The 24,322-nt window shown below is 59.6% G+C and carries 23 protein-coding genes, 1 tRNA gene and 1 riboswitch; of the genes, 7 read left to right on the forward strand and 17 right to left on the reverse strand.

Annotation, left to right across the window (positions count from 1 at the left end; all coding sequences use genetic code 11):
- Positions 1–97: 97 nt before the first annotated feature.
- From ABIZ35_RS02585 to ABIZ35_RS02600, 4 genes are all read left to right on the forward strand, one after another.
- Complete coding sequence (locus ABIZ35_RS02585) at positions 98–880, forward strand: tetratricopeptide repeat protein (RefSeq protein WP_348218309.1); 783 nt, start codon at positions 98–100, stop codon at positions 878–880.
- Between the two features lie 28 nt (positions 881–908).
- Positions 909–2,048, forward strand: a complete 1,140-nt coding sequence (locus tag ABIZ35_RS02590; RefSeq protein WP_348218310.1) for a PilT/PilU family type 4a pilus ATPase — start codon at positions 909–911, stop codon at positions 2,046–2,048.
- A 144-nt stretch (positions 2,049–2,192) separates the two neighbouring features.
- Positions 2,193–2,816 (forward strand): transcriptional repressor LexA, encoded by a 624-nt coding sequence (gene lexA / locus ABIZ35_RS02595; RefSeq protein WP_348218311.1) that lies wholly within the window; start codon positions 2,193–2,195, stop codon positions 2,814–2,816.
- 12 nt (positions 2,817–2,828) lie between these two features.
- Positions 2,829–3,290: an SRPBCC family protein gene (locus ABIZ35_RS02600; RefSeq protein WP_348218312.1), complete on the forward strand. Its 462-nt coding sequence runs from the start codon at positions 2,829–2,831 to the stop codon at positions 3,288–3,290.
- Here ABIZ35_RS02600 and ABIZ35_RS02605 read toward each other — a convergent pair.
- From ABIZ35_RS02605 to ABIZ35_RS02670, 14 genes are all read right to left on the reverse strand, one after another.
- Positions 3,256–4,572, reverse strand: coding sequence for a SpoIID/LytB domain-containing protein (locus ABIZ35_RS02605; protein WP_348218313.1), 1,317 nt, complete (start codon positions 4,570–4,572; stop codon positions 3,256–3,258). The genes ABIZ35_RS02600 and ABIZ35_RS02605 overlap by 35 nt on opposite strands.
- A gap of 82 nt (positions 4,573–4,654) precedes the next feature.
- Positions 4,655–4,731, reverse strand: a tRNA-Pro gene (locus ABIZ35_RS02610).
- Positions 4,732–4,827: 96 nt separating this feature from the next.
- Entirely contained in the window at positions 4,828–5,760 is a 933-nt protein-coding gene (locus ABIZ35_RS02615; RefSeq protein WP_348218314.1) for a cobalamin-binding protein, read from the reverse strand.
- Between the two features lie 6 nt (positions 5,761–5,766).
- Positions 5,767–6,816, reverse strand: coding sequence for a nicotinate-nucleotide--dimethylbenzimidazole phosphoribosyltransferase (cobT, locus tag ABIZ35_RS02620; RefSeq protein WP_348218315.1), 1,050 nt, complete (start codon positions 6,814–6,816; stop codon positions 5,767–5,769).
- A 17-nt stretch (positions 6,817–6,833) separates the two neighbouring features.
- Positions 6,834–7,607: an adenosylcobinamide-GDP ribazoletransferase gene (locus tag ABIZ35_RS02625; protein WP_348218316.1), complete on the reverse strand. Its 774-nt coding sequence runs from the start codon at positions 7,605–7,607 to the stop codon at positions 6,834–6,836.
- Entirely contained in the window at positions 7,604–8,158 is a 555-nt protein-coding gene (gene cobU / locus ABIZ35_RS02630; protein WP_348218317.1) for a bifunctional adenosylcobinamide kinase/adenosylcobinamide-phosphate guanylyltransferase, read from the reverse strand. The genes ABIZ35_RS02625 and cobU overlap by 4 nt, the downstream gene beginning before the upstream one ends.
- On the reverse strand, positions 8,155–9,021 hold the full coding sequence (locus tag ABIZ35_RS02635; protein WP_348218318.1) for a helical backbone metal receptor: 867 nt from the start codon (positions 9,019–9,021) through the stop codon (positions 8,155–8,157). The genes cobU and ABIZ35_RS02635 overlap by 4 nt, the downstream gene beginning before the upstream one ends.
- A gap of 38 nt (positions 9,022–9,059) precedes the next feature.
- A complete protein-coding gene (locus ABIZ35_RS02640; RefSeq protein ID WP_348218319.1) occupies positions 9,060–9,950 on the reverse strand; it encodes a prepilin-type N-terminal cleavage/methylation domain-containing protein in 891 nt (296 codons plus the stop codon).
- Positions 9,934–10,089: riboswitch (cobalamin riboswitch) on the reverse strand. (Overlaps the previous gene by 17 nt.)
- 62 nt (positions 10,090–10,151) lie before the next feature.
- Positions 10,152–11,411, reverse strand: coding sequence for an aminoacetone oxidase family FAD-binding enzyme (locus ABIZ35_RS02645; protein WP_348218320.1), 1,260 nt, complete (start codon positions 11,409–11,411; stop codon positions 10,152–10,154).
- A complete protein-coding gene (locus ABIZ35_RS02650) occupies positions 11,404–12,762 on the reverse strand; it encodes a hemolysin family protein (RefSeq protein ID WP_348218321.1) in 1,359 nt (452 codons plus the stop codon). The genes ABIZ35_RS02645 and ABIZ35_RS02650 overlap by 8 nt, the downstream gene beginning before the upstream one ends.
- A gap of 127 nt (positions 12,763–12,889) precedes the next feature.
- A complete protein-coding gene (gene trpS, locus ABIZ35_RS02655; protein WP_348218322.1) occupies positions 12,890–13,900 on the reverse strand; it encodes a tryptophan--tRNA ligase in 1,011 nt (336 codons plus the stop codon).
- Positions 13,901–13,906: 6 nt separating this feature from the next.
- Positions 13,907–14,554 carry a site-2 protease family protein gene (locus ABIZ35_RS02660; protein WP_348218323.1) on the reverse strand — a complete coding sequence of 216 codons (648 nt, stop codon included), beginning with the start codon at positions 14,552–14,554 and terminating at the stop codon, positions 13,907–13,909.
- 5 nt (positions 14,555–14,559) lie between these two features.
- Positions 14,560–15,885, reverse strand: a complete 1,326-nt coding sequence (gene lysA / locus ABIZ35_RS02665) for a diaminopimelate decarboxylase (RefSeq protein ID WP_348218324.1) — start codon at positions 15,883–15,885, stop codon at positions 14,560–14,562.
- Between the two features lie 180 nt (positions 15,886–16,065).
- The gene (locus tag ABIZ35_RS02670) at positions 16,066–17,220 is read right to left on the reverse strand and encodes an NAD(P)/FAD-dependent oxidoreductase (RefSeq protein ID WP_348218325.1); all 1,155 of its coding nucleotides are present in this window, start codon (positions 17,218–17,220) and stop codon (positions 16,066–16,068) included.
- Positions 17,221–17,304: 84 nt separating this feature from the next.
- On the opposite strand from ABIZ35_RS02670, the gene ABIZ35_RS02675 reads away from it, so the two are divergent.
- Positions 17,305–17,754 (forward strand): MarR family transcriptional regulator, encoded by a 450-nt coding sequence (locus ABIZ35_RS02675; protein ID WP_348218326.1) that lies wholly within the window; start codon positions 17,305–17,307, stop codon positions 17,752–17,754.
- Between the two features lie 78 nt (positions 17,755–17,832).
- Here ABIZ35_RS02675 and ABIZ35_RS02680 read toward each other — a convergent pair whose 3' ends face one another.
- Both ABIZ35_RS02680 and ABIZ35_RS02685 read right to left on the reverse strand, forming a co-directional pair.
- Entirely contained in the window at positions 17,833–19,644 is a 1,812-nt protein-coding gene (locus tag ABIZ35_RS02680) for a GAF domain-containing protein (RefSeq protein WP_348218327.1), read from the reverse strand.
- Between the two features lie 40 nt (positions 19,645–19,684).
- Complete coding sequence (locus tag ABIZ35_RS02685; protein ID WP_119323232.1) at positions 19,685–20,260, reverse strand: response regulator; 576 nt, start codon at positions 20,258–20,260, stop codon at positions 19,685–19,687.
- 158 nt (positions 20,261–20,418) lie between these two features.
- Here ABIZ35_RS02685 and ABIZ35_RS02690 point away from each other — a divergent pair, with 158 nt between their 5' ends.
- Together ABIZ35_RS02690 and ABIZ35_RS02695 are read left to right on the forward strand one after the other, a co-directional pair.
- Positions 20,419–21,324, forward strand: coding sequence for a quinate 5-dehydrogenase (locus ABIZ35_RS02690; protein WP_348218328.1), 906 nt, complete (start codon positions 20,419–20,421; stop codon positions 21,322–21,324).
- A gap of 48 nt (positions 21,325–21,372) precedes the next feature.
- Entirely contained in the window at positions 21,373–22,467 is a 1,095-nt protein-coding gene (locus tag ABIZ35_RS02695) for a shikimate dehydrogenase (RefSeq protein WP_348218329.1), read from the forward strand.
- Positions 22,468–22,716: 249 nt separating this feature from the next.
- Here the strand turns inward: ABIZ35_RS02695 and ABIZ35_RS02700 are convergent, their stop codons facing one another.
- Entirely contained in the window at positions 22,717–24,039 is a 1,323-nt protein-coding gene (locus ABIZ35_RS02700; protein WP_348218330.1) for an RtcB family protein, read from the reverse strand.
- Positions 24,040–24,322: the final 283 nt, after the last annotated feature.

Raw genomic sequence — 24,322 nt, forward strand, 5'->3', positions numbered from 1 at the left:
GATGGGGCGGAGGGGCCGAAACCTAATATATTACTGGCGCCCATAGCGGAAGTGTGATATGATACAAATCATACGATAACTTTACTGAGTAAAAACGATGGGACGCTTTTCAAAATTAGATTTTCAGGGACAGCCCCCGGCGGCGGTGGCGACCCCGGAAGACCCGTGGCCGAATATGGATGCCCATGCATGCCTGAAGCTGGGGGAGCAGCAGTACCAGACGGGCCATTACGAGCCAGCTCTGACAGCCTATTCACGCGCGCTGCGCTTCGACAAAGGTGTTTCGGAAGCGTGGATCGGGCAAGTCCGATCTTTGATCTGCTTGGAAGAGTTTTCCGAAGCCGTGACATGGTCGGATCGCGCTCTTGAGAAGTTCTTTGGCTCTCCCGATTTGCTGGCGTGCAAGGGGATGGCGCTGGTGCGCAGCGGTCGCCCGGCGCGCGGCATGGAGTGTCTGGACGAGGCGATTGAACTGCGCTCGCCGAGCTGCTGGGTGTGGCATGCGCGGGGCGACGGACTATTGCGCACCGGGCAGGGCGCCGCCAACGCCAAACGCTGTTTTCTGAAGGCGCAGGAGATCGATCCCCAGGAAGGGCGGCTGGAGATGCGGATCGGGATTTCGTACAATGAAGTGCGAAAGTTCGCTGAGGCGCGCCCGTATCTGCTGGCGGCGGCGCGCTCGGCGCCGAGTAATCCGCTGCTGATGCTCCATCTGGGAACAATGCATGAGGGGCTGGGGGAGATTTCCCTGGCGCGCGGCTTTTACGAACGGGCGCTGGCGGCCCGGCGCGGGTATCGGGAAGCGCAGACGGCGCTGGATCGCGTGAGCGCGACCGGGGTCTGCGCGCGGCTTTGGCAGGGCTTGCGAAGCCGAAAATAGGGACGGACGATATCCGGGAGACGACCACATGGACACACAGCTATCGTTTGCGCAGCACGGCCGGATGACCGGGCTTGGCCTGCCGTCCGAGACAAATCACTACACGCGATTGCTCGCGGCGCTGCGGCGCGCCGTTCAGCGCCGCGCATCCGACGTTCACCTCGTGGTGGGGCTGCCGCCGATGTTTCGGATCGATGGGGAATTGATCGCGGACACCGACGCTTCGCTGGGGCGCGATGACGTTCGCGAACTCATCTACTCCCTGCTTTCCGAGGCGCAGCAAGAAGAGTTCACGCGCGACTGGCAGCTCTGCGTCTCCATTTTCATTCCAGAGCTGGGTCACTTTCGCGTCACGGTCTATTCCCATATGGGGAACGCGGAAGCGTCCATCCGAGTCTGTCCGCTAAGTCTGCGCACCCCGCAGGAGCTGGGCCTACCGGAGATCGTGCATAAGCTGATCGAGAAGCGCAGCGGCCTGATCCTCATTACGGGGCCGACAGGCAGCGGCAAGACGACCACGTTCAACTGCATGATCGACATGATCAACCGCCAGCGCCGCTGCAAGATCATCACGGTCGAAGATCCGGTCGAGTTCGTGCATGAGAACCGACTGAGCCTGATCGTGCAGCAGCAAGTGCATTCCGACACCCGATCTTTCAGCAAGGCGATGGTGCATATTCTGCGCCAGGACCCAGACGTGATCGGGGTGGGAGAAATGCGCGATTTAGAGACGATCTCCATGGCGCTGACCGCCGCCGAGACGGGGCATCTGGTGATCGCCACGCTGCATACGCCCGACGCGGCGCAAACGGTAGACCGGATCGTGGATGTCTTTCCCGGCGACATGCAGGCGCAGATCCAGACGCAGCTTGCCTCCTGCCTCGTTGCGGTGATCGCGCAGCAGCTCGTTCCGCGCGTGGATGCCGACGGCCGCAAGCTCGCCACCGAGGTTTTGATCGGCACCGGGGCAGTCCGCAGCCAGATCCGCGAGCGCAAGTCCAACATGCTCCGCAGCACCATGCAGACGGGGCGTAAAGAGGGGATGCAGCTCATGGAGCGCTCCCTGCTGGACCTCTATCAGAGCGGCGTCATCACCTACGATTCCGCCATTGCGCATTCGCATTCGCCCGATGTGATCCAGCAGCTCATGGCTCCGGATAAGAAGTAATTGGGAAAGTGGCCGCCTGCTTCCTCTCTTTAGGACACATCCATCAGAGCGTATTTGCCAATTCGAGCAAATCCGTGCTATAATGCCTCATATTCGAACATCCGTTGCCAAAACGGATGTACCCGAGGGAGGCTCAGCACTATCATGCCAAGGCCGTTATCCACGCGACAAAAACAAATCTTAACATACATCCAGCAGCACATGGACGGCCACGGCTACCCGCCGACTGTCCGCGAGATCGGCTCCGCCGTCAATCTCTCTTCTTCGTCCACTGTGCATGCGCACCTCAAGACCCTGGAAGAGCAGGGACATATCCAGCGTGACGCCGTGCTGACACGCGCAATCAAACTCGTGCCCGGCATGGACGGCGGCGCCGAGCCGCCGCGCCATAAGCAGATCATCCAGGTGCCGATTGTCGGTACTGTCGCAGCCGGCAAGCCCAGGCTCGCTGTCGAAGACATCGAGGATGTGTTCCCATTACCGCACGATTTTATTTCCGGCGACGGATTTATTCTCGAAGTGCGCGGGGACAGCATGATCGAAGACGGTATCCATGACGGCGACCTCGTCGTCGTGCGCCGTCAGCCGACCGCCAACAATGGCGAAACGGTCGTCGCGATGATCGAGAGCGAGGCGACGGTCAAGCGCTTCTACAAAGAGAAGCAGCGCATCCGGCTCCAGCCCGCCAACAAGTTCATGAAGCCGATGTATTTCGAGGATGTCCAGATCGCCGGCAAAGTCGTCGGTTTAGTCCGTCGTTTCTCTTAAGGTTCCGTAGTTATGCCCACGATTGAAAATGAAGTCACTGTCAATGCGCCGCTGGAGCGTGTCTATGCTCTCGCGAAAGATGTCGAAAGCTTCCCGGAATTCATGCCGGATGTGGAAAGCCTCGTCGTGCAGGAGCGCAGCGACGACGGATCGCGAACGGTGACGCAGTGGGTGGGGGTGGCTTCGGACTTCAAGCTGAAGATCCGATGGACCGAAGAAGATATCTGGGACGACGCCGCGCGCGTCTGCAAGTTCACCCAGGTCAAGGGCGATTATCAATCGTACGGCGGCAATTGGACGTTCACGGATCTAGGGGATGGGCAGACGAAGTTTTCGTCCGTCCTGACCTATGAGTTCGAAATTCCGCTGATCGGACCGCTGCTCAAAAAAGTGGTCGCCAAGCTGATGCGTGAGAACACGCAGCGCCTGCTCGACGCCATTAAGACCCGCGCGGAGCAGCCGGCCGCGCTTTAGTGAGCGGCTTCGGTGCGCGCGCCTGCGCCGGAGCGTCGATTTTCACCGTGCTGAGCGGCACAATCTGGACGCCGACATAGTAATGTGTCAGGATGTCCTTGTAGTTCTTCTTGTACGGAGCGGACGCCATCGCCACTGCGCCGACCTGGGACATTCCCATCCCATGACCCCATCCCCGTCCACGGAACTCATAAGTCCCGTCCTGAAGGACTTTCATGGAGACAAGCGTGCTGCGCAGTTGATCGTACCCCAGGATCTGCCGCAATTGCGGCCCCGTGACCGTTTTCGCCTTCCCATCTTTGCCTTTGATGGTCGCCGTTGTGATACGGCCCGACGCATCCACGCCGTCCAGGGTTAATTCCTTCACCTTCCCGACATTTGTACGCGCATCTTTGCCAAGCAGCAGATCGATCTGCGCTCCGCTGAACGTGCAGACCCAATTGTGCTTGGGCGTGTCGGCGGCGTATTCCGGCATTCCCGGCGCGGGGCAGTCCGGCACGGCCTGAAGATACGGCTGCGCGCCCGTGGGATCGCATGCCGTGACGCCGCCGCTGTCGGTGGAGTAGGTGGCGTCGATCAGCGCATCGGCGTAAGTGATGACCTGCCCGTGCGTGGCGTCGATGGCCGCCGTGACAAACGGCGTTTCTCCCTCAATCCCCATATACGATTGGCAGCGCGTGGTGTCGTCCAGGTCCATTCCCTCGCGCGCCAGCTTGCCCCGGTTCTTGAGCGTATAAGTGCGCGCCGCCACGGCCTGGGCCTTCAGCGCCTCCAGGGGCGATTTCGCCCCAATCTCCGCCGGCACGACGCCGTAAAGATAGGGCTCCAGGTCGACGATGTTGACCACGCGAAGAGTGGCGTCGTTCTCAAAGCGCACCGAAAGCGCTCCATGATACCGCTTCCAAGGAACCGTGAGCTTCGGCGTCGGATCGTTCAAACGCGCGGCTTTGACTGTGGTGGACTGCTCTGGAATCAGTTCGATAGGGCCGGCGAGGTTGCTCGCGATGGTTGTATCCTGCTTGTGGTCGATCCGCGCCACGGTCATGCCTTCATCATTGGAGACAATCCGATAAATGGCGCCCGCCTGAGCGCGCTCCAGCACGGTGTTGGTGGCGGAATCTTTGAGGGCAAATTTGTCTTCAGCGGAAACAAGCAGAGCGGTGGAGTGGCGGAAGGTGCGGTCCAAACCGATTTTGAGAGGTGGGAGTTTCTCATTCTGCGCGCACGCCGCGAGCGGCAGGGCAGAAATGACGAAGCATAAGGCGAGGCAAGGGAAGCGCATAGAGGCTTTCTCCGTGTGACACAAATGCAAACAGCCCAGGGATGCTGGGCTGTTTATCTGCTGTATGGATGCCTAAAAACTCTGGTCGGGGTGAGAGGATTTGAACCTCCGACCTCACGGACCCGAACCGTGCGCTCTACCAAGCTGAGCCACACCCCGTCGTCCAGAGCGAATATATAGTAGCACTTTCCATCAGCGTTTGTCAACAGTTTCGACGCCGCTGAGCGGAAAACCATTCAATTACTTAAAGATCGGTCACTTCGCCAGCAGCGCATTGATCCGCAGGATCTTTTTGGGATCGTCGGGTTCGCCGAAGATCTCCGGGTGGATCATGCACGCCATCAGCTCCAGGCTTTCCACGATCCGCGGGCCGGGGCGGCTGAAATAGTCCGAGCCGTTGACGAGATACACGCGGCCGTCGCGGACGGCCGCGAGGTCGGCGTAGCCGGGCCGGGCTTCCAGGATCGGAATATCCTGGATCGAGCGCTCGATGGGGAAGCCGCACTGCGCGACGACCAGCACTTCCGGGTTAAATTCAAGCACACTTTCCCAGGTGATTTGGGTGGACGGCTCATGCATCCGTCCCAGCGCGTCGAAACCGCCCGCGATTTGAACCAGCTCCGGGTCCCAGTGGCCGCCGCAGAAAAGGGGATCGATCCACTCCAGCAGAAGGGTGCGCGGGCGCGTTTGGGCATGCTCGGCGACCATACGGCCCACATGATCGATGCGCGCCTGCAAGGCGTCACATACCTCCGACGCCTTGCCAGAGATGCCTACGGCGTCTCCGACCTGACGGATATTGTCGAGGATATCCGAGAGAGTGGTCGGCTCAAGATTCAACACTTGGGGGCGCGGCTCCGGCAGAAAGCAGACGGCGGAGACCACGTCGTCGTACGCCACCGCGCAGACGTCGCAAAGCTGCTGTGTCAAAATTAAGTCCGGCTGGAGCTCCTGCAAAAGCTCGGAATTGATCGTATAGAGGCTATGCGAATCGCCGATTTTGTTGGCGACGATCTCGTCGATCTCACGGCTGGAGAGTCCCGAAGGAATGATACTTTGCGTGATGTGCGGCTTCGTGAGCGCGGCGCTCGGATAATCGCACTCATGGGTGACGGCGACGACGCTTTCTCCCAGTCCCAGAACAAACGCAATCTCCGTGGCGCTCGGCAGCAGTGATACGATCTTCATTTCATCTTACTCCCTGTCCGAAACTCCGGCCTGTTCAAACGTGGCGACATCGCGTAATACCGCAGCGGCTGCTTGCACCAGCGGGGTAGCGAGGGCGGCGCCGCTGCCTTCACCCAGGCGCATTCCCAAATCCAGAAGCGGCGTAAGCTTGAGCTGCGTCAGCAGCCGCGTATGCCCGGGCTCTGGTGAGCGGTGGGACGCCAGCAGATAATCCCGGACCGCCGGAGCGATCGCCGTCGCCAGCAGGCCGGCTGTCGTCGAGATAAACCCGTCTAACAATATAGGGACACGCCGCCGTGCGGCGGCGAGCGCCACGCCCGCCATCGCTCCGATCTCCAGGCCGCCGATTTCCGAGAGGATCTCCAGCGGGTCCGATGTCTTTGGCATTCGCGCAAGGCCAGATTCAATCGCCGCGAGCTTGCGCGCGAAGCCCGCGTCGTCTACACCCGTGCCCCGGCCAATTAGATCCGAAGGCGGCAATCCTGTCAGCGCCGCCGATAGCGCGGCGGCGGTGGTGGTATTGCCGATCCCCATCTCGCCGATGATCGCCAGATCGGCCTCGGACGCATCGAAGATATCGATGCCCGTTTGGATCGCTCGCATGGCCTCATCGCGCGTCATGGCCGGTCCTTGCGTCCAATCGGCGGTTCCCAAACGGACTTTGCGATGTACGATGCCCAGGTCTTCCGGAAGCACGGACGATACGCCGACATCGGCGACCGCCAGCTGCGCCCCAATCTGTTGAGCCAGGACGTTGATCACCGCGCCGCCACGCGCGTAGTTCCACACCATCTGCGCCGTGACTTCGGAGGGGTAAGCGCTCACGCCGCGCGCCGCCACGCCGTGGTCGGCGGCGAAGACAAAAATTCCAGGCCGGTCGATCCGAGGCAGGGGATTGCCGGTAATCCCAGCGAGTTGGATCGAAAGATCCTCCAGTCGTCCCAAGCTGCCCTGCGGCTTTGTCAACTGGTCCTGACGAACCCGCGCCTGTTGAGCGGCATCCTTATCAAAAGGGCGTATCAATCGGACAAAGTCGGAAAATGAAGTTGACGTCATAAGTGTTGCTTTCGTAATCAATGCCATAGTCGCGCCGCCGCCAGAAGGGTCACGACTTCCACCAGCTGATTGGTGGCGCCCAGGCAATCGCCGGTGATGCCGCCGAATTTATTGCGATAGAGCCATCCGGTAACGGCCATCGTCAGTATGGCGCACAGAAAAAGGATAGCCCCTGCGGTGACGCTGAGCCATGCGCCAACGACGCACATCGTGATTAGCGTGGCGATCAGCGTTTCGCGGCCGGTGACGAGCGCTGCGATCCCCGCATTTGCGCCCTTTGCCTCCCGCGCGTAGGGAAGCGCCATCGACATCGGCAGTGATGACCATCGCGCCAGCATGTGTGCGGCGACCATGGCGCCCCACAGATGCGATGGCGTGAGCGACATGATGGCCGAGGCTTTCAGCGTGAGCAGCATCCACAGACCGACCCCGCCGAATGTCCCGATCCGGCTGTCGCGCATCACGCGCAAGGCGTCTTCGCGCGAATGCGGCCCCAGAGCATCGCAAGTGTCGGCCAAGCCGTCTTCATGAAAGGCTCCCGTCACAACTGCCGACGCCGTCACGGTAAGGATCGCAATTGCCCATGAGTTCAGCCCCAGCGCCAATCCCGCAGCGTATACGGCCGCCGCGATGGTCGCGACCAGTATCCCGACTGCGGGAAAGAACGCCAGCGCCGCGCGTTTGCCGCCGGCTTCGTCGTAAGCCCAGTCCGGAACGCCGCGTATCGGAATCCGTGTGAGAAACTGCACGGCGATCAGCGGCGCCCATAGCCAGCCTTTGACGGTGGTCACCCTTTCACCGCCATGGGGATACCGGCGACCATGAACCGAACGCGCGTCGCCGCCGCCGCCGTTTCCTGGTTCGCGCGTCCCGCCACATCTCGAAACACCCGGCCTAGCGGCGTTTCCGGAACCAGTCCCATTCCCACTTCATTCGACACCACAATGACGGTTGGTGAAACTTCCTGCGCGACTCGCGCCAGCTCCCGAACGGCCGCCTCCGCGCCCTCGGCGTCCCAGACGTCCGATTCGCACGTCGCCGGATCTCCCGAACTTAGCATGTGGTTCACGACAAAGAACGTCAGACAATCGAGCAGTATGACTCCCGCATCCGTCTCGCGCTTCAGCACGCCGACAACATCCAGCGGCTCCTCCACCGTACGCCACTCCGCCGGACGGTCCTGCCGATGCCGCGCGATCCGATCGCGCATCTCATCGTCACCCGCCTGCGCCGTGGCGATATACACCACGGGCCGCCCCTGCGCTTCCAGAGTCGCCAACTCCTGCCCATATCGGCTCTTCCCCGACCGCGCGCCGCCAAGGATTAGTGTTAGGTTGCTCATAAGTTAATTTTGCCAAACGCCTCTGGATGCAGCGTCCGCGCCACTTCCATCAGCCCAAATCTTAATCGTGGGCCGGGACGGTTTGTCCAGTCCGCTGGCGCCCCAAAGCATCGTCCTTCTCGGATCGCGCGCAGATGGAGCCGCGCGAGGCCCTTCGGCGCCTTCGCGACCGTCTTCGTCCCGGCGGCGCCTGTCAGAATAATATCCGGATTGTCGCGCACCAGGCTTTCCGGCGAGTATAAGGGATAGGGCGTCGGCGTCTTATCCGCCACATTTGCTCCGCCCGCGAGCCGCACCAGATCGCCCATAAAGCTCGTTCCCGACGCGGTCATCAGCGGCGAATCCCATATTACCAGAAACGTTTTTGGTTTGGCTTTGCCCGCAACCGCATGCGCGACTAACCGGCGCGTGTGCGCCATGGCGTCCAAAACGGTCTTCGTTTGTTTCGAATCTCCCATCAGCGCGCCCAGGTCCGCAATATTCTTTTCCACACCAGTATAGGTCGCCGCCGCTGTCACATAGATCGGCGCATGGAACTTGCGCGACAGCGCCTCCACCGTTGGCTTCGAGATGTTCTGGTCGGCCATCACCACAAGATCGGGACGCATCGCGACAATTGTCTCGCTGCTCGGCGTCATCGGCCCGCCCACATGCTTGATCTTCTTCGCCGCCTCTGGGTAATCGCAATACGCCGTATCTGCAACCAGCTTATCCTGCCCGCCGACGGCAAACAAAATCTCCGTCACACTCGGCGCCAGCGACACCACCCGCCGAGGCGGGTGGGGCAGCGTGATCCGGCGGCCAAGATCGTCAGTAACGGTGAGCGGCGCGGCGTGAGACGCGCTTGCCACGACAATAAGCATGGTAGAGCATGCCATATGCAAGCTCATACGGCTCATGATTAATCTCTCCAAAACATCTCTTGCTTGACTTGACCCTGCTGATATGCTTTGACATGACCGTCGCAGAATAGCAAGTTTGCAAAGCCATGTTCTTCCCAGCCTGCTGTTGCGGTGTTCAGAGTTGCGCCTTGGTCTACGTGACGGAAATCAATGGTCGGCGAGCCATTAAAAGCTCCCGGCGAACCTACCCAACTCGTGGGAGGATCGATGAAGACCGTTTCTTTGCGCACGCCGGAGTCTTGCAAAAAGCCGGCGTCTGCAAATGCAATCGTGGTGGAAGGGTGAGCGAGGGATGCGTCGGAAGCGACAGGTCCAAGTAGGTTTGGCCAATTGTCGTATGCGTTGCCGGGACTACTGCCATCCTGGTTATAGAGGGCCGAACCAATATAGCCCCAGTTATATCCATACCCGTTGCCATCACCGTATGTAGGCGTTCCCGCCCAAGACGGACACTTTACAACTTGAATACTCTTCATGTAAGGCTGCAAGAGGCCCTGCTTTAAGTCCCATGCTCCACCCGGCGTCTCTTTGCCGAACCAGCACTGTTTGTGTGTTCCATCATAAACATACTGAGCCGGAACCCATGTCTCATCGTTATCCTGAATATATTGCAAGGATGCGATTCCCAATTGCTTGAGATTAGAAGTGCAGCTGATTTGGCGGGCCTTCTCACGCGCTTTGGCGAAGACGGGGAATAGGATCGCGGCGAGAATCGCTATGATGGCTATGACGACGAGGAGCTCTATCAGCGTGAAGCCTCGGCGGGTGGTGGAGTTGGGACGGACGGACGGCGGGGCGGCCGTCAGGGTGGTATGACGAATCAATGGGAGGACCTCTCTGCCTGTCGCGCGCAGGCATGAGCAGCAGCGATAGCTTCGCTGCTGTGTCATCGGCTGGCATTCTGGCTTGAGAGGCGGGAGCCTCCTCACAGTTGCGGGACAGCGTCGGGATTGTCTTCGAAAAGACGCACCGAACTTCCCCATTTAAGCATCGCGTTGACCGCGATGCACCGACGACGGAGCACGATTTAGTTGTTAAGTGGCGATATTATGGCTGATTTCTTGGACAGGAGTCAAGGGAGACTCGGCAGGTTAGGAAGCCGCCGAGTCCCCCGCCACATATCCCGTGCTCCAGGCGGCCTGAAGATTGTAGCCGCCGACTGGCCCCGCGATGTCCAGCACTTCGCCGCAGAGATACAGTCCCGAGACGATCTTGGAGTGCATGGTCTGCGGATCGACTTCGTCCAGCGAGACGCCGCCGGCGACGACTTCGCCGCGTTCTAAGGGGACATGGCGGACGTCGCCGAGGGGCCAGCCTTTCAGAGTGGAGACGAGTTTCTTCAGCGCCTTGGCGGGAAACTGGGAGCCGCGCGTGTCCCCGGCGACGCCGGCGGCGGCGAGCAGGGGATCGACGAGGCGCGAGGGGACATAGGGCGCCACAAGAGAGGCGGCGGTGCGGCGCGGGTTGTCGGTAAGCTCTTTGCGGAACGCGGCGTGCAGGTCTTCGTAGGAGCGGGTGGGGATCGTGTCGGCTTCCAGGGTGCTGGGCGGCGTGACCGCGCCGGCGTCCCGTTCTGCGACTTCACGCGAGACGCCCAGAGCGGTGGGGCCAGAGACGCCTTTGTGTGTGAAGAGCAGGTCGCCGGGCCAGTGGCCGATCTCCTTACCCTCGCGTCCGGCGCGGGCGCGCAGGACGATATCGCGCAGGGCCACGCCGGACCAATCGACGTGGGCGTCGGCAAGGTACATGGGGGCGAGCGCGGCGCGCAGGGGGACGATTGTGTGGCCGATGTCCGAGAGCCAGCGCCAGCCGTCGCCGGTGGTGCCGGTCGCGGGGAAGGACGATCCGCCGGTGCAGACGATCACGCGTGAGGCGCGCAGCGTCGAGCCGTCTTCGAGGCGGACGCCCTGGACAGCGCCGTCCGTGACGTCAATCCCGGCGGCGGGCGCCTTGTAGCGAATACGCACGCCGGCTTCCTCGACATATTGGGTCAGGAGCGCGACGACGTCCTTGGCGTTCGCGGGATCGACCGGGAAAATGCGTCCATCGGGCCGGACATACGAACGTAGACCACGTGCGTGCAGGATCTCTAGAAATTGGTTGTTGGTGAACTTGTAAAAGCTCGGCTTCAGGAAGCGGCCTTCGTTGGGGCGAAACTGGCGCCGGATCTCTTCCATGGAGCCAGCGTGCGTGAGGTTGCACTTGCCGCCGCCGGAGATGAGGATCTTCATTCCCAGTCGCTCGTTCTTTTCGAGCAGCGTTACGCGCGCGCCGCTGTCGGCGGCGCGGCGCGCGGCGATGATGCCCGCCGCGCCGCCGCCGACGATCAATACTTCGGGAGCCTTACTCATGGGTGGCGGTCTTGGCGGCTTCGTCCGCCGCTTCCTGAGCCTGTACGGTCTCGGGTGTTTCCTTGACGAACAGCAAACGCTTGATCCGTCGTCCGGTCACTTCGGAGATAGAGACATGGAAACCGTCGAGGTTCGACTGCTCGCCGACGCGCGGCGCCAGGCGCAGCTTGTGCAGCGCATAGCCGCCGATTGTCTCATATTCTTCGGGGTTCTCGATCGGGATTGCCAGACGCTCGGCGACTTCCTCCAAGGCCACGGTGGCGGCGATGGAGTAGCGACGGACTTCCTCGTCGAGCGTCACAAATGGCGGCGGTTCGTCGTGCTCGTCCTGGATCTCGCCGATCAGCTCTTCGATGATGTCTTCCAATGTGACCAGACCAGCCGTGCCGCCGTATTCATCCAGCACCAGCGCCTGATGTGTGTGGCTCTTTTGAAGCTCCTTGAGCAGTTCGTCGATCGGCTTCGTCTCGGGGATGCCGATGATCGGGCGCATGACGGTGCTGATATCCGCCTTGGGATCGCCGGCGATCGCCAGCAGATCCTTGATGTGGATCATTCCGATGACATGATCCCGATCACTCTCACAGAGGGGGTAGCGGGTAAAACCATTCTCAATCGCGACTTCCACGTTGCGTCCGACCGTCCAGGTTGTCGAAAGATAAACCATATCGACGCGCGGCACCATGATCTCACGCGCCATCGTGTGCGCGAAGTCGAACATGTTCTTGGAGAGTTCGACTTCGGAGGGGCGCAGCGCGCCTTCCCGGTGCGAGTGCTCCATGATCTTTAGTATCTCATCCTCGGAGTGCGCCTGCTCGCGCTCGTCGCCGGGCTCGATATTAAGGCGGCGCGCGATGACCTTCGCCGAGTGCTCCAAAATCGCAATCAGCGGATAGCCGATCTTCAGGAAGATGCGCATGATGGGCGCGACGCCCAGCGCCGTGCCCTCGGTGTGCGCGATGACCCACCACTTTGGCAGCAGCTCACCAAAAATGATATGGAAGCTAGTGATCACGACGAACCCGAGCACGACTGCGATTGTGTGGACGTTAGGGACAAGTTTGTCGAGATTGATGGCGTGGAAAAGCGGGACCAGCACCTCGGTCATGGCCGGTTCGCCAATGTAACCGAGCGCAAGAGAGGCGATAGTGACGCCAAGCTGGGTGGCGGAGAGGTAGGTATCCAGACGGCCCAGAAGACCCTGCACCGCCTTAGCGCGGGTGTTCCCCGACTCCACCAGCTCAGCGATGCGTGTTTGTCGTACACGGACGAATGCAAACTCGGCCGCGACGAAAAATCCGTTCAGGGCGACGATCAGGAGCGTCAGCCCCAATTTTAAGAAAGGTTCCATAGTTTAGCTCACATTGCGCGCTGTGAGCGGCGCTGGCTGGACGCAAGCGTTCAGCAATCGTTGAAAAGTATTACCCTCTTTTTCGTAAAGTTTATCGATATTCGGCAGGTCAATCGGATGGAAATTCTTAGCCATGGTCGCCGATCATCAGCGCTTTGCGCACGATACGCATCGTCTCCACCGCAGCTGCGCGGGCGCGCTCGGCGCCTTCGGTCAGCACCTGATCCACAAAACCAGGATCGGCTTCCAGCTCCGCGCGCCGGGCGCGGAGCGGCGCGAGGTTTTCATTGATGACCTCGGCCAGCTCTTTTTTTGACTGTCCGCAGCCCCGCAGTCCCGCCCGGCATTCGTCCCACTGCGTGAGATAATTTGCTGGATCGTAGGTCTTGCGGAGCTTACAGGCGACGCAGCCTTCGGGAACGCCGGGATCGGTCATATGGATCTTGGTCGGCGTGGTGAACGCCTTGTTGATCTTCTTCTGCGTTTCCTTGGCGGTGTCCGAAAGGTAGATGGCGTTGTCGTACGACTTGCTCATCTTGCGCCCGTCGAGACCGGGGACCTCTCCCGTCGCTTCGCTGATGATCGCCTGCGGCTCGGGGAAGATATCCTCGCCGACGATCTTATTGAAGCGCCGGGCGATTTCGCGTGAAATCTCGATATGCGCCGCCTGATCGCGGCCCACGGGAACGGCGTGCGCGCGGTAAAGAATGATGTCCGCCGTCTGAAGCACCGGATACCCGAGCAGGCCGTACGACACCTGTGTGTCGTTTTCCTTGATCAGGTCACGCTTTTCTTTGTACGTCGGCACCCGCTCCAGCCAGCCGACCGGCGTCGTCATCGAGAGCAGCAGGTGCAGCTCCGCGTGCTCTTTGACATCGGACTGTCGGAAGATCGCGCACTTTGCGGGATCGAGGCCGGCGCTCAGGTAATCGATCGCCGTCTGCCGCGCGGCTTCGCGCAGGTCGACGCGTTTCTCGGCGACAGTGGTCAGCGAGTGCCAGTCCGTGATGAAGCAGAACATCTCATAGTCGTCCTGCAGCTTCGTCCACGGGCGCAGGGCGCCTTCGAGGTTGCCGAGGTGCAGCTTCCCGCCGCCCGTCGGCTGCATTCCGGAAAGGATTCGTTTCTTAATCGTCATCGTTCTTTATCTCTGAAATGTCCAGCCCGTCAAAAACTCCACCAGCGCATAAGTCGGCGGCCATAGAATGTACCGTGTCACGCCGGAAAATATCAGCACCATGAACAGAATGAGCGAAAGCGGCTGAATGGCGTTACGAATGCTGATCGCATGTTTTTCTGCAAAGAACCCCAGGAATACTTGAAACCCATCCAGCGGCGGAACAGGGATCAAATTGAAGAAGAACAGCGCACAGTTGACCACGACGCCCTTGGTGACGAAGACATCGGCCAGCGAATCATCCGCGATGAAATGCATGCTGTAGTTGAGGCGAACGATCCCCGCGAAGACCAGAGCCAGCAGAAGATTAGAGACCGGACCGGCCAGAGAGACAAGCGTCGATCCTCGATGCGGGTTCTTATACTTTCGCGGGTTGGTCATGACCGGCTTGCCCCAGCCGACGCCAAAATGCGCAATCGCCGTCACCGCCATCATGAACGTGCCCATGGGATCGAGATGATCGATAGGATTGAGCGAAATCCGGCCTTGCAGGCGCGGAATATCGTCGCCCAATTTATCGGACGTGATTGCATGGGCGAACTCATGGATCGTGATCGAGATGATCAGCACGAGCATTGTCGCCGTGAAGCTAGTCCAGTCAATGTGTTCAAGCATGGAGGCTAAGCCAAACGTTCCGGGATAATGTCCAGCCGCACGACGTCGTCCAGCGTTTCGCGGCGCGAAACGAGGTCGGCTTCGCCGCCCTTGACGAAGACGCAGGCGGGTTTGGTGAATCGATTATAGTTGGACGCCATCACGTAATTGTAGGCGCCCGTGGACTGCACGGCGAGAATGTCGCCCGTCTCCACATGTCCGATTTTGGTCGACTGGATCAGAATGTCCGTCTCGCAGTGCTTGCCGGCGATGCGCACTTCCTGGTCCTTCGCCTCGCCCATGCGGTTGGCGACCAGGACTTCATACACGGCGTCGTAAAGCTGGGGACGGGGGTTGTCGGACATACCGCCGTCGATGGTCACGTAGGTTCGTGTTCCCGGATCCTGCGGGATATTGACGCGCTTGACGACGCCGATCGTGTACAGCGTCGTTCCGGCTTCGCCGACGAGCGCGCGGCCGGGTTCCTGAAGCAGGCACGGCTCGGGGACGTCGTACTTCTCCAGCGCCGCTCGCAGGGCGGTGATCAGCGTCTCGGCGAAGTCTTCATAGGAGGGCGGCTCCTGGTCTTCCGTGTAACGGATGCCCAGACCGCCGCCGATGTCCAGATCCTCCGGCATCCAGCCCGTCTCGTCCGCGATCTTGCGCATGAAGCCGACCATGATGTCGATCGCCTGCTCGTGCGTGTGCGGATCAAGCAGCTGCGATCCGATATGGCAGTGAATGCCCTTGATCTCGACGTGCGGAGCAAACTCACGCGCTTCTTTGATCGCTGCGAGCGCATCGCCATTGGCGACGCTCAGGCCGAACTTGGTGTCTTCCTGGCCGGTGCTGATGCGCCGGTGCGTGTGCGGATCGATGCCGGGGGTGACGCGCAGAAGGATCGTCTGGGTTTTGCCCTTTTTCTCCGCCAGCGTTTTGAGTTGGCGAAGCTCCTGAAGGTTGTCCACAACGATGCAGCCGACGCCGAAGTCCATCGCGAACTCCAGCTCGAACAGGGATTTGTTGTTGCCGTGCAGCAGAACGCGGTCCAAAGGGAAACCGGCCCGCAGCGCAGTGTACATCTCACCGGCGGAAGCGACATCGAGGCTGAGGCCTTCCTGCTCGACGACCTTGCAGATCGCCATGTTCAGAAAAGCTTTCGAGGCGAACGAGATATCGTTCTTGGGGTAACGCGCTTCAAAGGCTGCTTTGTAGTTCCGGCAGTTCTCGCGGATCGTCTCTTCGTCCATCACATAAAGCGGAGTGCCGAATTCCTTGGCCAGATCGGTGGCGTCGCATCCGCCGATTTCCAAGTGCCCTTCCTCGTTCACCCGCTGAGTCCCCAGCAGCATTCGTCCTTCTCCTCACCCAATATCAAAAAAATGACCCGCGTCCAAGCGGGGCGGGTCCTGGGAGATTTTAGCATAGAGGAGGCGGGCAAGTCAAGGAAGACACGTATTTTCACCGCTAGGAGGCAAGCTCGTATATTCCAGCCAACAAGCGTATTTTGAAATCTCTGATTCCGGTGGCTGCTACGGCTCACTTTGTCCCATAACGCCCAGCATAAAGGAGATCGCATCGGGTGTATGAAATGCGATCGTGGCGCTCAGCGATTGCTCCGCGACATCCGAGGACCGGGCGAGCATTTGCTTTTCGTAAGCCGCGATTGCCGATTGTGTACTGGGATAGTTTTCGTCCAGCAGGCATTGACTGAGTTCCAGCGCATCCAGCATCGCCATGTTTACGCCTTCCCCGGCAAAAGGGGGCATGAGATGCGCCGCGTCACCCAGTAATGTCAGATTGGGCGCCGCTTCCCAGGTCTGATCCAAGGGCATGCAATAGAGTGGGCGAGGTGTATATGAAGAGGCTGCATTTTCAAATAGCTCCCGCCAGACCTCATCCCAGTCGGCGTATTCCTGCTGGAACCAGGCGCGCACCTGGGCTTTATCGGAAAAATCGATCCTGCTATCCCGAACCCAGCTTTCCTCATGCTGACCGCAGGTGTAAAACATCAAACTGCCATCGCCTTTCGAGCTGACAATCAAGCTTTTCTCATCTTCCATCGCAAATATTTTGCCGCCGCGCAGCAGCTCATGGATCTTCGGGCTGGCGACCTCGGAATGATAGACCGCGCCTTCCACGGCCGTATATCCACAATAGAACGCCTTCAGGGGTGTGACGTAAGGGCGAAGCTTTGAGTTGGCGCCGTCCGCCGCAATCACGATATCTGCGAACGCGAAAATACCGTTCTTGAAATCTAATTTCCACGAGTTATCTTGCGGTGATAGAGATACAAAGTGGCTATCCCAAATCACCGTGCCGGGCGCCAGTGAATCCAGTAAAATCTGCTGGAGCGGACCGCGATCGATTTCCGGCCGGGATGTTTCCCTATCCGAGTTCTCGTGATCGTCAAAAACGATCTCCGCATTTTTGTTTACCACGCGCAGTCTGTCCGCGCCTGGACGGTAATTCGCGCGAAACGCGTCCATCAGCCCGGCGTGCTGAAGCGCATTGAGACCAGACTCCTCATGCAAATCCAGGGTGGCGCCTTGCGCCCTGGCGTGTCGGCTCGCGTCCCTCTCGTAAACGGTGACATTGAGGCCGTTCATTTGCAGCAGGCGGGCCAGGGTCAGTCCGCCGGGGCCGCCGCCGACAATCGCGATCTTCTTGTTTTTTATTGTGTTCATGGGGTTGCTCGGTTTCGTTGTATAATATAGCAGGCTATGTATTATTATATCATTTATATAGCCTGCTATGCAATTGGAGCGATCATGGACATAACTATTTTTTCAACACCGGGCCATTTGATTAATCGGGCCGCGCGGCTGTCCTCCCGCGTCGGAGAGGTCCGCCTTCGGCCGCTGGGGGTTTCCGTGGGGCAGCTTCCGACGCTGGGAGCTTTGCGCGATGGGAAGACGATGACACAAAAGGATCTGGCGGCGCTGGCTCATATCGAGCAGCCGACGATGGCTCAGACGCTATCGCGCATGGAGCGAGACGGACTGATCCAGCGGCAGACCGATCCGGCCGACAAGCGCAGCAGCTTGGTCCGGCTTACGCCCGAGGCAATGGAAAAGATGATCCGGGTCAAGGAGGTGCTGCTTCAGGGAAATGAGGAGGCGCTAGAGGGGTTCGAAGAAACAGAGAAAGAAATGCTCGTCGATCTGTTGCGGCGAGTAATTGTCAATCTCGAAGCTATGGCCGCGCGCGAAGAACGTTGAAACAGCTCAGCGTTCGCGCTCCTTCTTCTCACCCGGATCTTTGCCCGGGAGAGAAGAAGGAAAACATTATGCGGTTTGCTATTTCCCAAAGATCACGGCGGCTACCGTGCACTCGTCTACGTTCGTCAGCGTGAACTTACCTTGCAGGTCGCCGTTTACCAGGGATTCGACGATTTGAAGGCCAAGTGAGTCCGTTTTCTTGATATCGAAGCCAGGCGGCAGCGGTTCGCCGTCATTGGTGACGAGCAGTTCGACTTGCCGGGGATCTTCGTGCAGGCGGATGGAGATCGAGCCGTCGTCGAAACCTGGGCCGAATCCGTGCTCGACGGCGTTCTGCACGAGTTCATTCAGGATGAGAGCGATAGAGGTTGCCTGGGAGGACGGCAGGAGGATGTCCGGGCCGTCGACCGTCATGCGAATATGCTTGCCGGGGGCAATGATGCTTTGGCCGGTTGCCTGGACGATGCTCTCGGCGATCTTTTTGACGCTGATGATGTCCAAATCCTCGCGCGCCAGCAGTTCATGCACGGAGGCGATGGCCAAAATTCGGTTAAGACTCTCCGTGATGACTTGTTCGACGGTGCGCTCGCCGGCGTAGTGCATCTGGAGGCGCAGGAGCGAGGCGACCTGCTGGAGGTTGTTCTTGACCCGGTGGTGCATCTCCTGAATAATCGCCGATTTGACCATGAGCTTGGCGTGCTCAATGGCGATGGCGGCGTGGTTGCCCAGAGCCGTCAGCAGGGAGATTTCTTCCTCGGTGAAGTTATGCGGCTTTTCCGTGTAGCAGTTCAGAACGCCGATCTTCTTGTTCTTCACCATCAGCGGCACGGCCGCCATGGAGGACAGCCCTTCCTTGCGCGCGATCTCCGGCGAGGCGTACTCCTGCGAGTTTTTCAGATCATGGACTGTAATCGTGCGGCCCTCGGAAACGGCGCGGCCTGCGACGCTGTCGCCAACCTTAATGTTCGCCTTCTTAACGTAGTCCTTGCTTTTGCTCTGCGTCGCCTTGATGACCAGTTCTTGCTTGTCTTCATCGAGCAGCATCAGCGTGCAAATTTTGAAAGCCATGGTCTTGGCGGTGGCCGCGACGATCAGCTGCAAAATCTCCTCTAAATAAAGGTCGCTGGTGATGGTTTTGCTGACTTCGGACAGGGCGGACAGCTGCGAGGTGCGTTTTTCCAGCTTGCGGTACTGGCGTGAGTTCTCGACGGCGCCCGAAATCTGAGCGGCGATGGATTGCAGCAGGCGAACCTGGGTCTGCGTGTACTGATGCGTCTTGATCGTGCGGACATTGATGACGCCGAGAACATCATTACGGTACACCAACGGGACGCTCAAGATGCTCTGATATTTGTCTTCCTGAAGCTCTGGCACGAATTTGAAGCGGGCGTCGTGCTGTGCGTCGTGATCCAGCGCTACGGCTTCTTTGTTCTTCGCGACCCATCCGGTTAAGCCTTCGCCCACTTTCAGGCGCAGCTTGCCGACAATCTCATCGGGTTCGGACTCGGCGTCCACGGCGCGCAGCACCAGTGTGTCATGCGCTTCGTTGAACAGATAAACCTGGGACGAATCCGTGCCGGTGACCTGGACGGCGATCCCGGCGACCGCGCGCAGCATCTCTTCGAGATCGAAGAGGGAGCCGGTGGTTTCGCCGATCTTGCGCAGGGCTTCGCCTTCGGCGCTTCGCTCGTCGTGCGCCTTCTCCATCTCGCGGATATGCGCGTTCGCGGCGCGCAGCTCCTTGCCCATCTTTTCGAGGCTGCGGCGCAGAGACCGATTATTCGCTTCCTGAAGACTGAGGGATTCTGAGTGACGCTTTAGAAAAAGATTGCGCCGCCCAAAACCAATTTTGGGCGGCACGGAAGAGTTGCGGGAATTGTGATGTTTCATTTTCTCACATATGTTACGGAGTTAAAGAGAGGGAGAAGGCTCACACGTTGTGTGCGATGATGATCGCTTCGGCGATCTCACGCATGCTCTTGCGCGTGTTCATGCTCTGCACCTGGATGCGGCGGAACGCTTCCTGCTCCTTGAGGCCGTACTGATCCATCAGGATGCCCTTGGCGCGATCCACGGATTTGCGCGTGTCCAGCTTATTCTCAAGGTCGGTGACCTCGTTCTCAAGCTCCACGAACTCTTCGTAGCGGGAGATCGCGATCTCCATCGCCGGCAGCAGATCCGCTTCCTTGAAGGGCTTGACCAGATAGGCGAAGACGCCCGCATCCTTGGCGCGGTCGACAAGATCCTTCTGGGAGTACGCGGTCAGCAGCAGAACCGGGGCGACGCCCTCGGTCGTGATGAGCTTCGCGGCGTCAATTCCGTCCATCTCGGGCATCTTAATGTCGAGAATGATGATGTCGGGCTTGAGCTCGCGGGCGATTTCCACCGCCTTTGCGCCGTCTCCGGCCTCACCAACGACCTGATGGCCCATGTTTTCCAGCGTTTTGCGAAGATCGAGACGAATAATCGGCTCGTCGTCCGCGATAACAATACGAAGCGAATCCATTCTAAAGCAACCGTCCTTCTTTATGTATCTTGACCCTCGCCCGATCCGTATATTTGCGGGCGCGGGAGGAATCTGCTATAATGTCGTGATCTGTGGCGACAGGTATATGATCCTAATATATCGCATTCTCACGCAAAAAGCAAGTCCCGAAGGACCCGATGAAACGCGTAACCAGTATCAGTTTGGGATCCTCCCTACGAAATAAATCCGTCGAAGCAGACTTCTTAGGTGAAAAGTTTCAAATCGAGCGGGTCGGAACCGACGGAGATTTGAAACTGTTTCAGAAGAAACTGATAGAGCTCGATGGGAAAGTGGATGCCTTCGGTCTGGGCGGCACGGATATGTATATCTATGCGGCGGGCAAGCGCTACACCTTTCGTCAGATCGAACGCCTCGCGGCGGCCGCAGTCAAAACACCCGTCGTGGACGGCAGCGGCCTCAAGAACACATTAGAACGAGAAACGGTTCAATACTTACAGCGTGAGGGGATCATCGATCTCGCGCACTCCAAAGTACTGCTCGTTTGCGCCGTGGACCGGTTCGGCATGGCTGAGGCTCTCGATGCGACCGGCGCCTCCGTGGTTTACGGGGATCTGATGTTCGCCGTTGGCGTTCCCATCGCGCTGCGTTCCATGACCGCCGTCAACCAGGCTGCACGAGTGCTTCTGCCGTTGATCGTTCAACTGCCGTTCCAATGGCTGTACCCGACTGGTGAAAAACAGAACACAATTACGCCGAAATGGACGAGCTTCTACGACGAAGCCGATGTAATCGCCGGCGACTTTCCCTATATACGGCGTTATATGCCCGAAAATTTAGCTGGGAAAACCATCCTGACTAACACGACTACGGCGGAAGATGTGCTGGAGCTGACCAAGCGAGGCGTCAAAACCTTAATCACGACGACGCCTCAGTTCGAAGGTCGCTCGTTTGGGACCAACGTTATGGAGGGCGTGCTGGTCACGCTGTCCGGCCGCAAGCCTGAGGAACTGACGCCGAAGGACTACATGGACCTGATGGCGAAACTCAACTGGAAGCCGCGCATCCAGACTCTGAACTCTTAAGATTTCGAAATTCACATCGCGTAGAAAGCGACCCAAAGGGCAATTTTTTTGGAAAAATTCGCGTTTATTATTCACCCGATCGACGCCAAGCGCGATGTCGCGCGTAAGGGCGGCGTCTACAGCGTCGCCAAGTACTTGCCGGAATCGGCGGTGGAATGGGCGATCAAGCACAAAGAGCCGATCGTCGCCTCGCACATCACCGGCCTGAAGTCCATCACGGGCGCCGAGGCTGAAGGCTGGTTCATCGCCTGTCCGCTTACGCCGCGCCAATTGATGACCCTGCCCACGGAGTTCGTGATCAAGCGTCTGGTGCAGTGCGGCAAGCTCGCTGAATCGCTCGGCGCGAAGATCATCGGCCTGGGCGCGTTCACCTCGGTGGTGGGGGATGGCGGCATCACGGTCGCCAAGCAGCTCGACATCGCCGTCACCACGGGTAACTCCTACACCGTCGCGACCGCCGTCGAAGGAACCATTGACGGCGCGAAACGCATGGGCATTTCTCTGGAGAACGCCAAAGTCGCGATTGTCGGCGCCAGTGGCTCCATTGGCCGCACCTGCGCGCATCTTCTCGCTCCCCGAGCCGCCGAGATCGCCCTGATCGGCCGCGACTTAGATCGCCTCGGCGTGGTCGCCGCTGAGCTCAACGGCGCCTGCGTCACCCTGCACAACGATGTCCATACGGGGCTGCGCGACGCCCAGGTCGTGGTCACCGTCACCAGCGCCGTGGACGCCGTGATCCAGCCCGAAGACCTTGTCCCCGGCTGCGTCGTCTGCGATGTCGCCCGTCCGCGCGACGTCTCCGTTCGCGTCAACCGCGAGCGCGATGATGTCCTCGTCCTCGAAGGCGGCGTCGTCGCCGTCCCCGGCGCCGATCTCGACTTCCACTTCAACTTCGGCTTCCCGCCCAAGACCGCCTACGCCTGCATGTCCGAAACCATGATGCTGGCGCTGGACGGCCGCTATGAATCCTTCACCCTCGGCAAGGATGTCTCGGTCGCCCAGGTCCATGAGATCACCACGCTCGCGAAGAAGCATGGGTTTCATCTGGCGGGGTATCGCAGCTTCGAGAAAAAAGTAGAGGAGAGCGATATCGAAGCGCGGCGGCGCAATGCGGAGGAGCGGCGGAAGAAGAAGGCGGCATAGGGCCTATTCCCCCGCGCTTTAGCGCGTTTCCCCCTTTTCCCAGCAAGGCCCTTCGGGCGGGAAAAGGGGTGCTGATAATTACAATCCAGGCGAGTCTTGTCGTGGACTACGAAGACTTTTCCCTGTTCCGAATACTCTTCACACAACCTGGAACACTCGCCTGGACCGCAGTTACGAACGCCCCTTTTCTCGGGCTTTAGCCCTTCACTGGGAAAAGGGGGAAGCGCGCTAAAGCGCCGGGGGAATAGGTCACTCCTCCCCCGCCATAATCACCGCCGCCGGCATCATCCGCGCCAGCGGCCGCACCAGTCCCGCATCCACCTGAATCCGCATCACATGCTCGATATCTTTGTACGCCTGCGGGCCTTCCTCCACGCTCAAGCCTTCGATCCAAATATTCTCACGCTCCAGCATGCGCCGCGCCTCGGCGGCGCTGAAACGATCGCGGGCCGCTGTGCGGCTGCCGACGCGGCCGGCGCCGTGAGAGGCGCTTTCGAGCGCTTCGGGGGCGCCTAATCCTTCGACAATATATGATGCCGTGCCCATGCTGCCGGGGATGACGCCGAGGACGCCTGTTTCGGCGGGCGTCGCGCCCTTGCGATGGATGATGAGATCGCCTTTGCGCCAGGCGAAGTTGTGATGATTTTGGATTGTCGCGGCGGCTGCAAGCTTGGTGCGCTGGAGGAAGTCGGCATGAATGACTTCGTGGCACGCTTGGGCGAAGTCGCCGGCGAGGTGCATGGCGGTCCAGTATTCACGCCCGGCGTCCGAGTCCATATCCAGCCATTCGTAGAACTTCGGGGCGCGGGCCTTACGCCGGGTTTCGAGAGCCGCGAGGCGCATGTAGTGGCTGGCGATGGCGTAGCCGACGCCGCGCGAACCGCTGTGCGTGAGCAGGCCGCAGAAACTTTGTTTGACGCCGGTTAGGCCGTCTGGAACTAAACGCTCGCCGATGACTAGTTCCGCGAAGTGATTGCCGCTGCCGCTGGTGCCGAGCTGTCCGGCGGCGCGGTCTTGCAAACCGCGTAATTGGCGCGTGAGGTCCCAGGCGTCGTCATCCAAGATCGCATGGTCGGCGGGGTGGGGGCGCTTGCCGCCAGTCCCAAAGATGGTGACGGCTTTCAAGTCTTCGAAAAGTTTCTCGCGGCTTTGCAAAAGCTGTTCTGGCGAGAGATCGAAGAGCGTCAGGTGCATACGGCAGCCGATGTCTACGCCGACCATGGCCGGCGAGATAGCGTTGTGCGCCGCGAACACGCCGCCGATTGGCAGGGCGTATCCGACATGTGCGTCCGGCATCAGCGCGCCCTGCGCGGCGATGGGCAATTGCAATGCGAGACGAAGCTGAGCGAGCGCCACGGAGTCAATATCCGAGCCGATCTCGCCGTATACACGATAGGGCGCGGTCGTCTCGCGCATCGCCAGCAGCGTTTCGGGCTTGCCGAAGGCGAGTTCGAGCGCGGACGCAATATCGTCCGCGCCCCGTCCCGCCTTCTTCAGCGCCGCCGCTTCCTTGGAGATTTGCGTAAACCGCTTGTCGCCCTTCCAGGTCTTGAGCAATGGTTGAAGTTTCATACATTGCTCTTATCGACATGGGATCGGGTTTTGATAATGAGTGAATGGGCGCCCGGCGATTAAAGCATTTTGACAAATTAATAATGTGGTTTGCACGATCCAGCCAAAAGAAGCCGGCGGTTGAAACCGCGCCTGCAAGAGCGCAGAAACCCACCTACGTGGGTTACACAATCGTTGACGGCAACGCCTTATTGATGCCTTACGTTAGACGATATCGCACCCAATTATGCAGTCCACGCAGGTGGACTTCTGCGCTCTTGCAGGCGCGACTTCAGTCGCCAGC

It is taken from the genome of Capsulimonas sp. (genome assembly GCF_039929585.1).
GTDB lineage: Bacteria > Armatimonadota > Armatimonadia > Armatimonadales > Capsulimonadaceae > Capsulimonas.

Bases quoted from the DNA above. Each gene is read 5' to 3' on its own strand.
- ABIZ35_RS02585 (WP_348218309.1), top strand. From the start codon at position 98: ATGGGACGCTTTTCAAAATTAGATTTTCAGGGACAGCCCCCGGCGGCG.
- ABIZ35_RS02590 (WP_348218310.1), top strand. From the start codon at position 909: ATGGACACACAGCTATCGTTTGCGCAGCACGGCCGGATGACCGGGCTT.
- lexA (WP_348218311.1), top strand. From the start codon at position 2,193: ATGCCAAGGCCGTTATCCACGCGACAAAAACAAATCTTAACATACATC.
- ABIZ35_RS02600 (WP_348218312.1), top strand. From the start codon at position 2,829: ATGCCCACGATTGAAAATGAAGTCACTGTCAATGCGCCGCTGGAGCGT.
- ABIZ35_RS02605 (WP_348218313.1), bottom strand. From the start codon at position 4,572: ATGCGCTTCCCTTGCCTCGCCTTATGCTTCGTCATTTCTGCCCTGCCG.
- ABIZ35_RS02615 (WP_348218314.1), bottom strand. From the start codon at position 5,760: ATGAAGATCGTATCACTGCTGCCGAGCGCCACGGAGATTGCGTTTGTT.
- cobT (WP_348218315.1), bottom strand. From the start codon at position 6,816: ATGACGTCAACTTCATTTTCCGACTTTGTCCGATTGATACGCCCTTTT.
- cobU (WP_348218317.1), bottom strand. From the start codon at position 8,158: ATGAGCAACCTAACACTAATCCTTGGCGGCGCGCGGTCGGGGAAGAGC.
- ABIZ35_RS02635 (WP_348218318.1), bottom strand. From the start codon at position 9,021: ATGCTTATTGTCGTGGCAAGCGCGTCTCACGCCGCGCCGCTCACCGTT.
- ABIZ35_RS02640 (WP_348218319.1), bottom strand. From the start codon at position 9,950: ATGACACAGCAGCGAAGCTATCGCTGCTGCTCATGCCTGCGCGCGACA.
- ABIZ35_RS02645 (WP_348218320.1), bottom strand. From the start codon at position 11,411: ATGAGTAAGGCTCCCGAAGTATTGATCGTCGGCGGCGGCGCGGCGGGC.
- ABIZ35_RS02650 (WP_348218321.1), bottom strand. From the start codon at position 12,762: ATGGAACCTTTCTTAAAATTGGGGCTGACGCTCCTGATCGTCGCCCTG.
- trpS (WP_348218322.1), bottom strand. From the start codon at position 13,900: ATGACGATTAAGAAACGAATCCTTTCCGGAATGCAGCCGACGGGCGGC.
- ABIZ35_RS02660 (WP_348218323.1), bottom strand. From the start codon at position 14,554: ATGCTTGAACACATTGACTGGACTAGCTTCACGGCGACAATGCTCGTG.
- lysA (WP_348218324.1), bottom strand. From the start codon at position 15,885: ATGCTGCTGGGGACTCAGCGGGTGAACGAGGAAGGGCACTTGGAAATC.
- ABIZ35_RS02670 (WP_348218325.1), bottom strand. From the start codon at position 17,220: ATGAACACAATAAAAAACAAGAAGATCGCGATTGTCGGCGGCGGCCCC.
- ABIZ35_RS02675 (WP_348218326.1), top strand. From the start codon at position 17,305: ATGGACATAACTATTTTTTCAACACCGGGCCATTTGATTAATCGGGCC.
- ABIZ35_RS02680 (WP_348218327.1), bottom strand. From the start codon at position 19,644: ATGAAACATCACAATTCCCGCAACTCTTCCGTGCCGCCCAAAATTGGT.
- ABIZ35_RS02685 (WP_119323232.1), bottom strand. From the start codon at position 20,260: ATGGATTCGCTTCGTATTGTTATCGCGGACGACGAGCCGATTATTCGT.
- ABIZ35_RS02690 (WP_348218328.1), top strand. From the start codon at position 20,419: ATGAAACGCGTAACCAGTATCAGTTTGGGATCCTCCCTACGAAATAAA.
- ABIZ35_RS02700 (WP_348218330.1), bottom strand. From the start codon at position 24,039: ATGAAACTTCAACCATTGCTCAAGACCTGGAAGGGCGACAAGCGGTTT.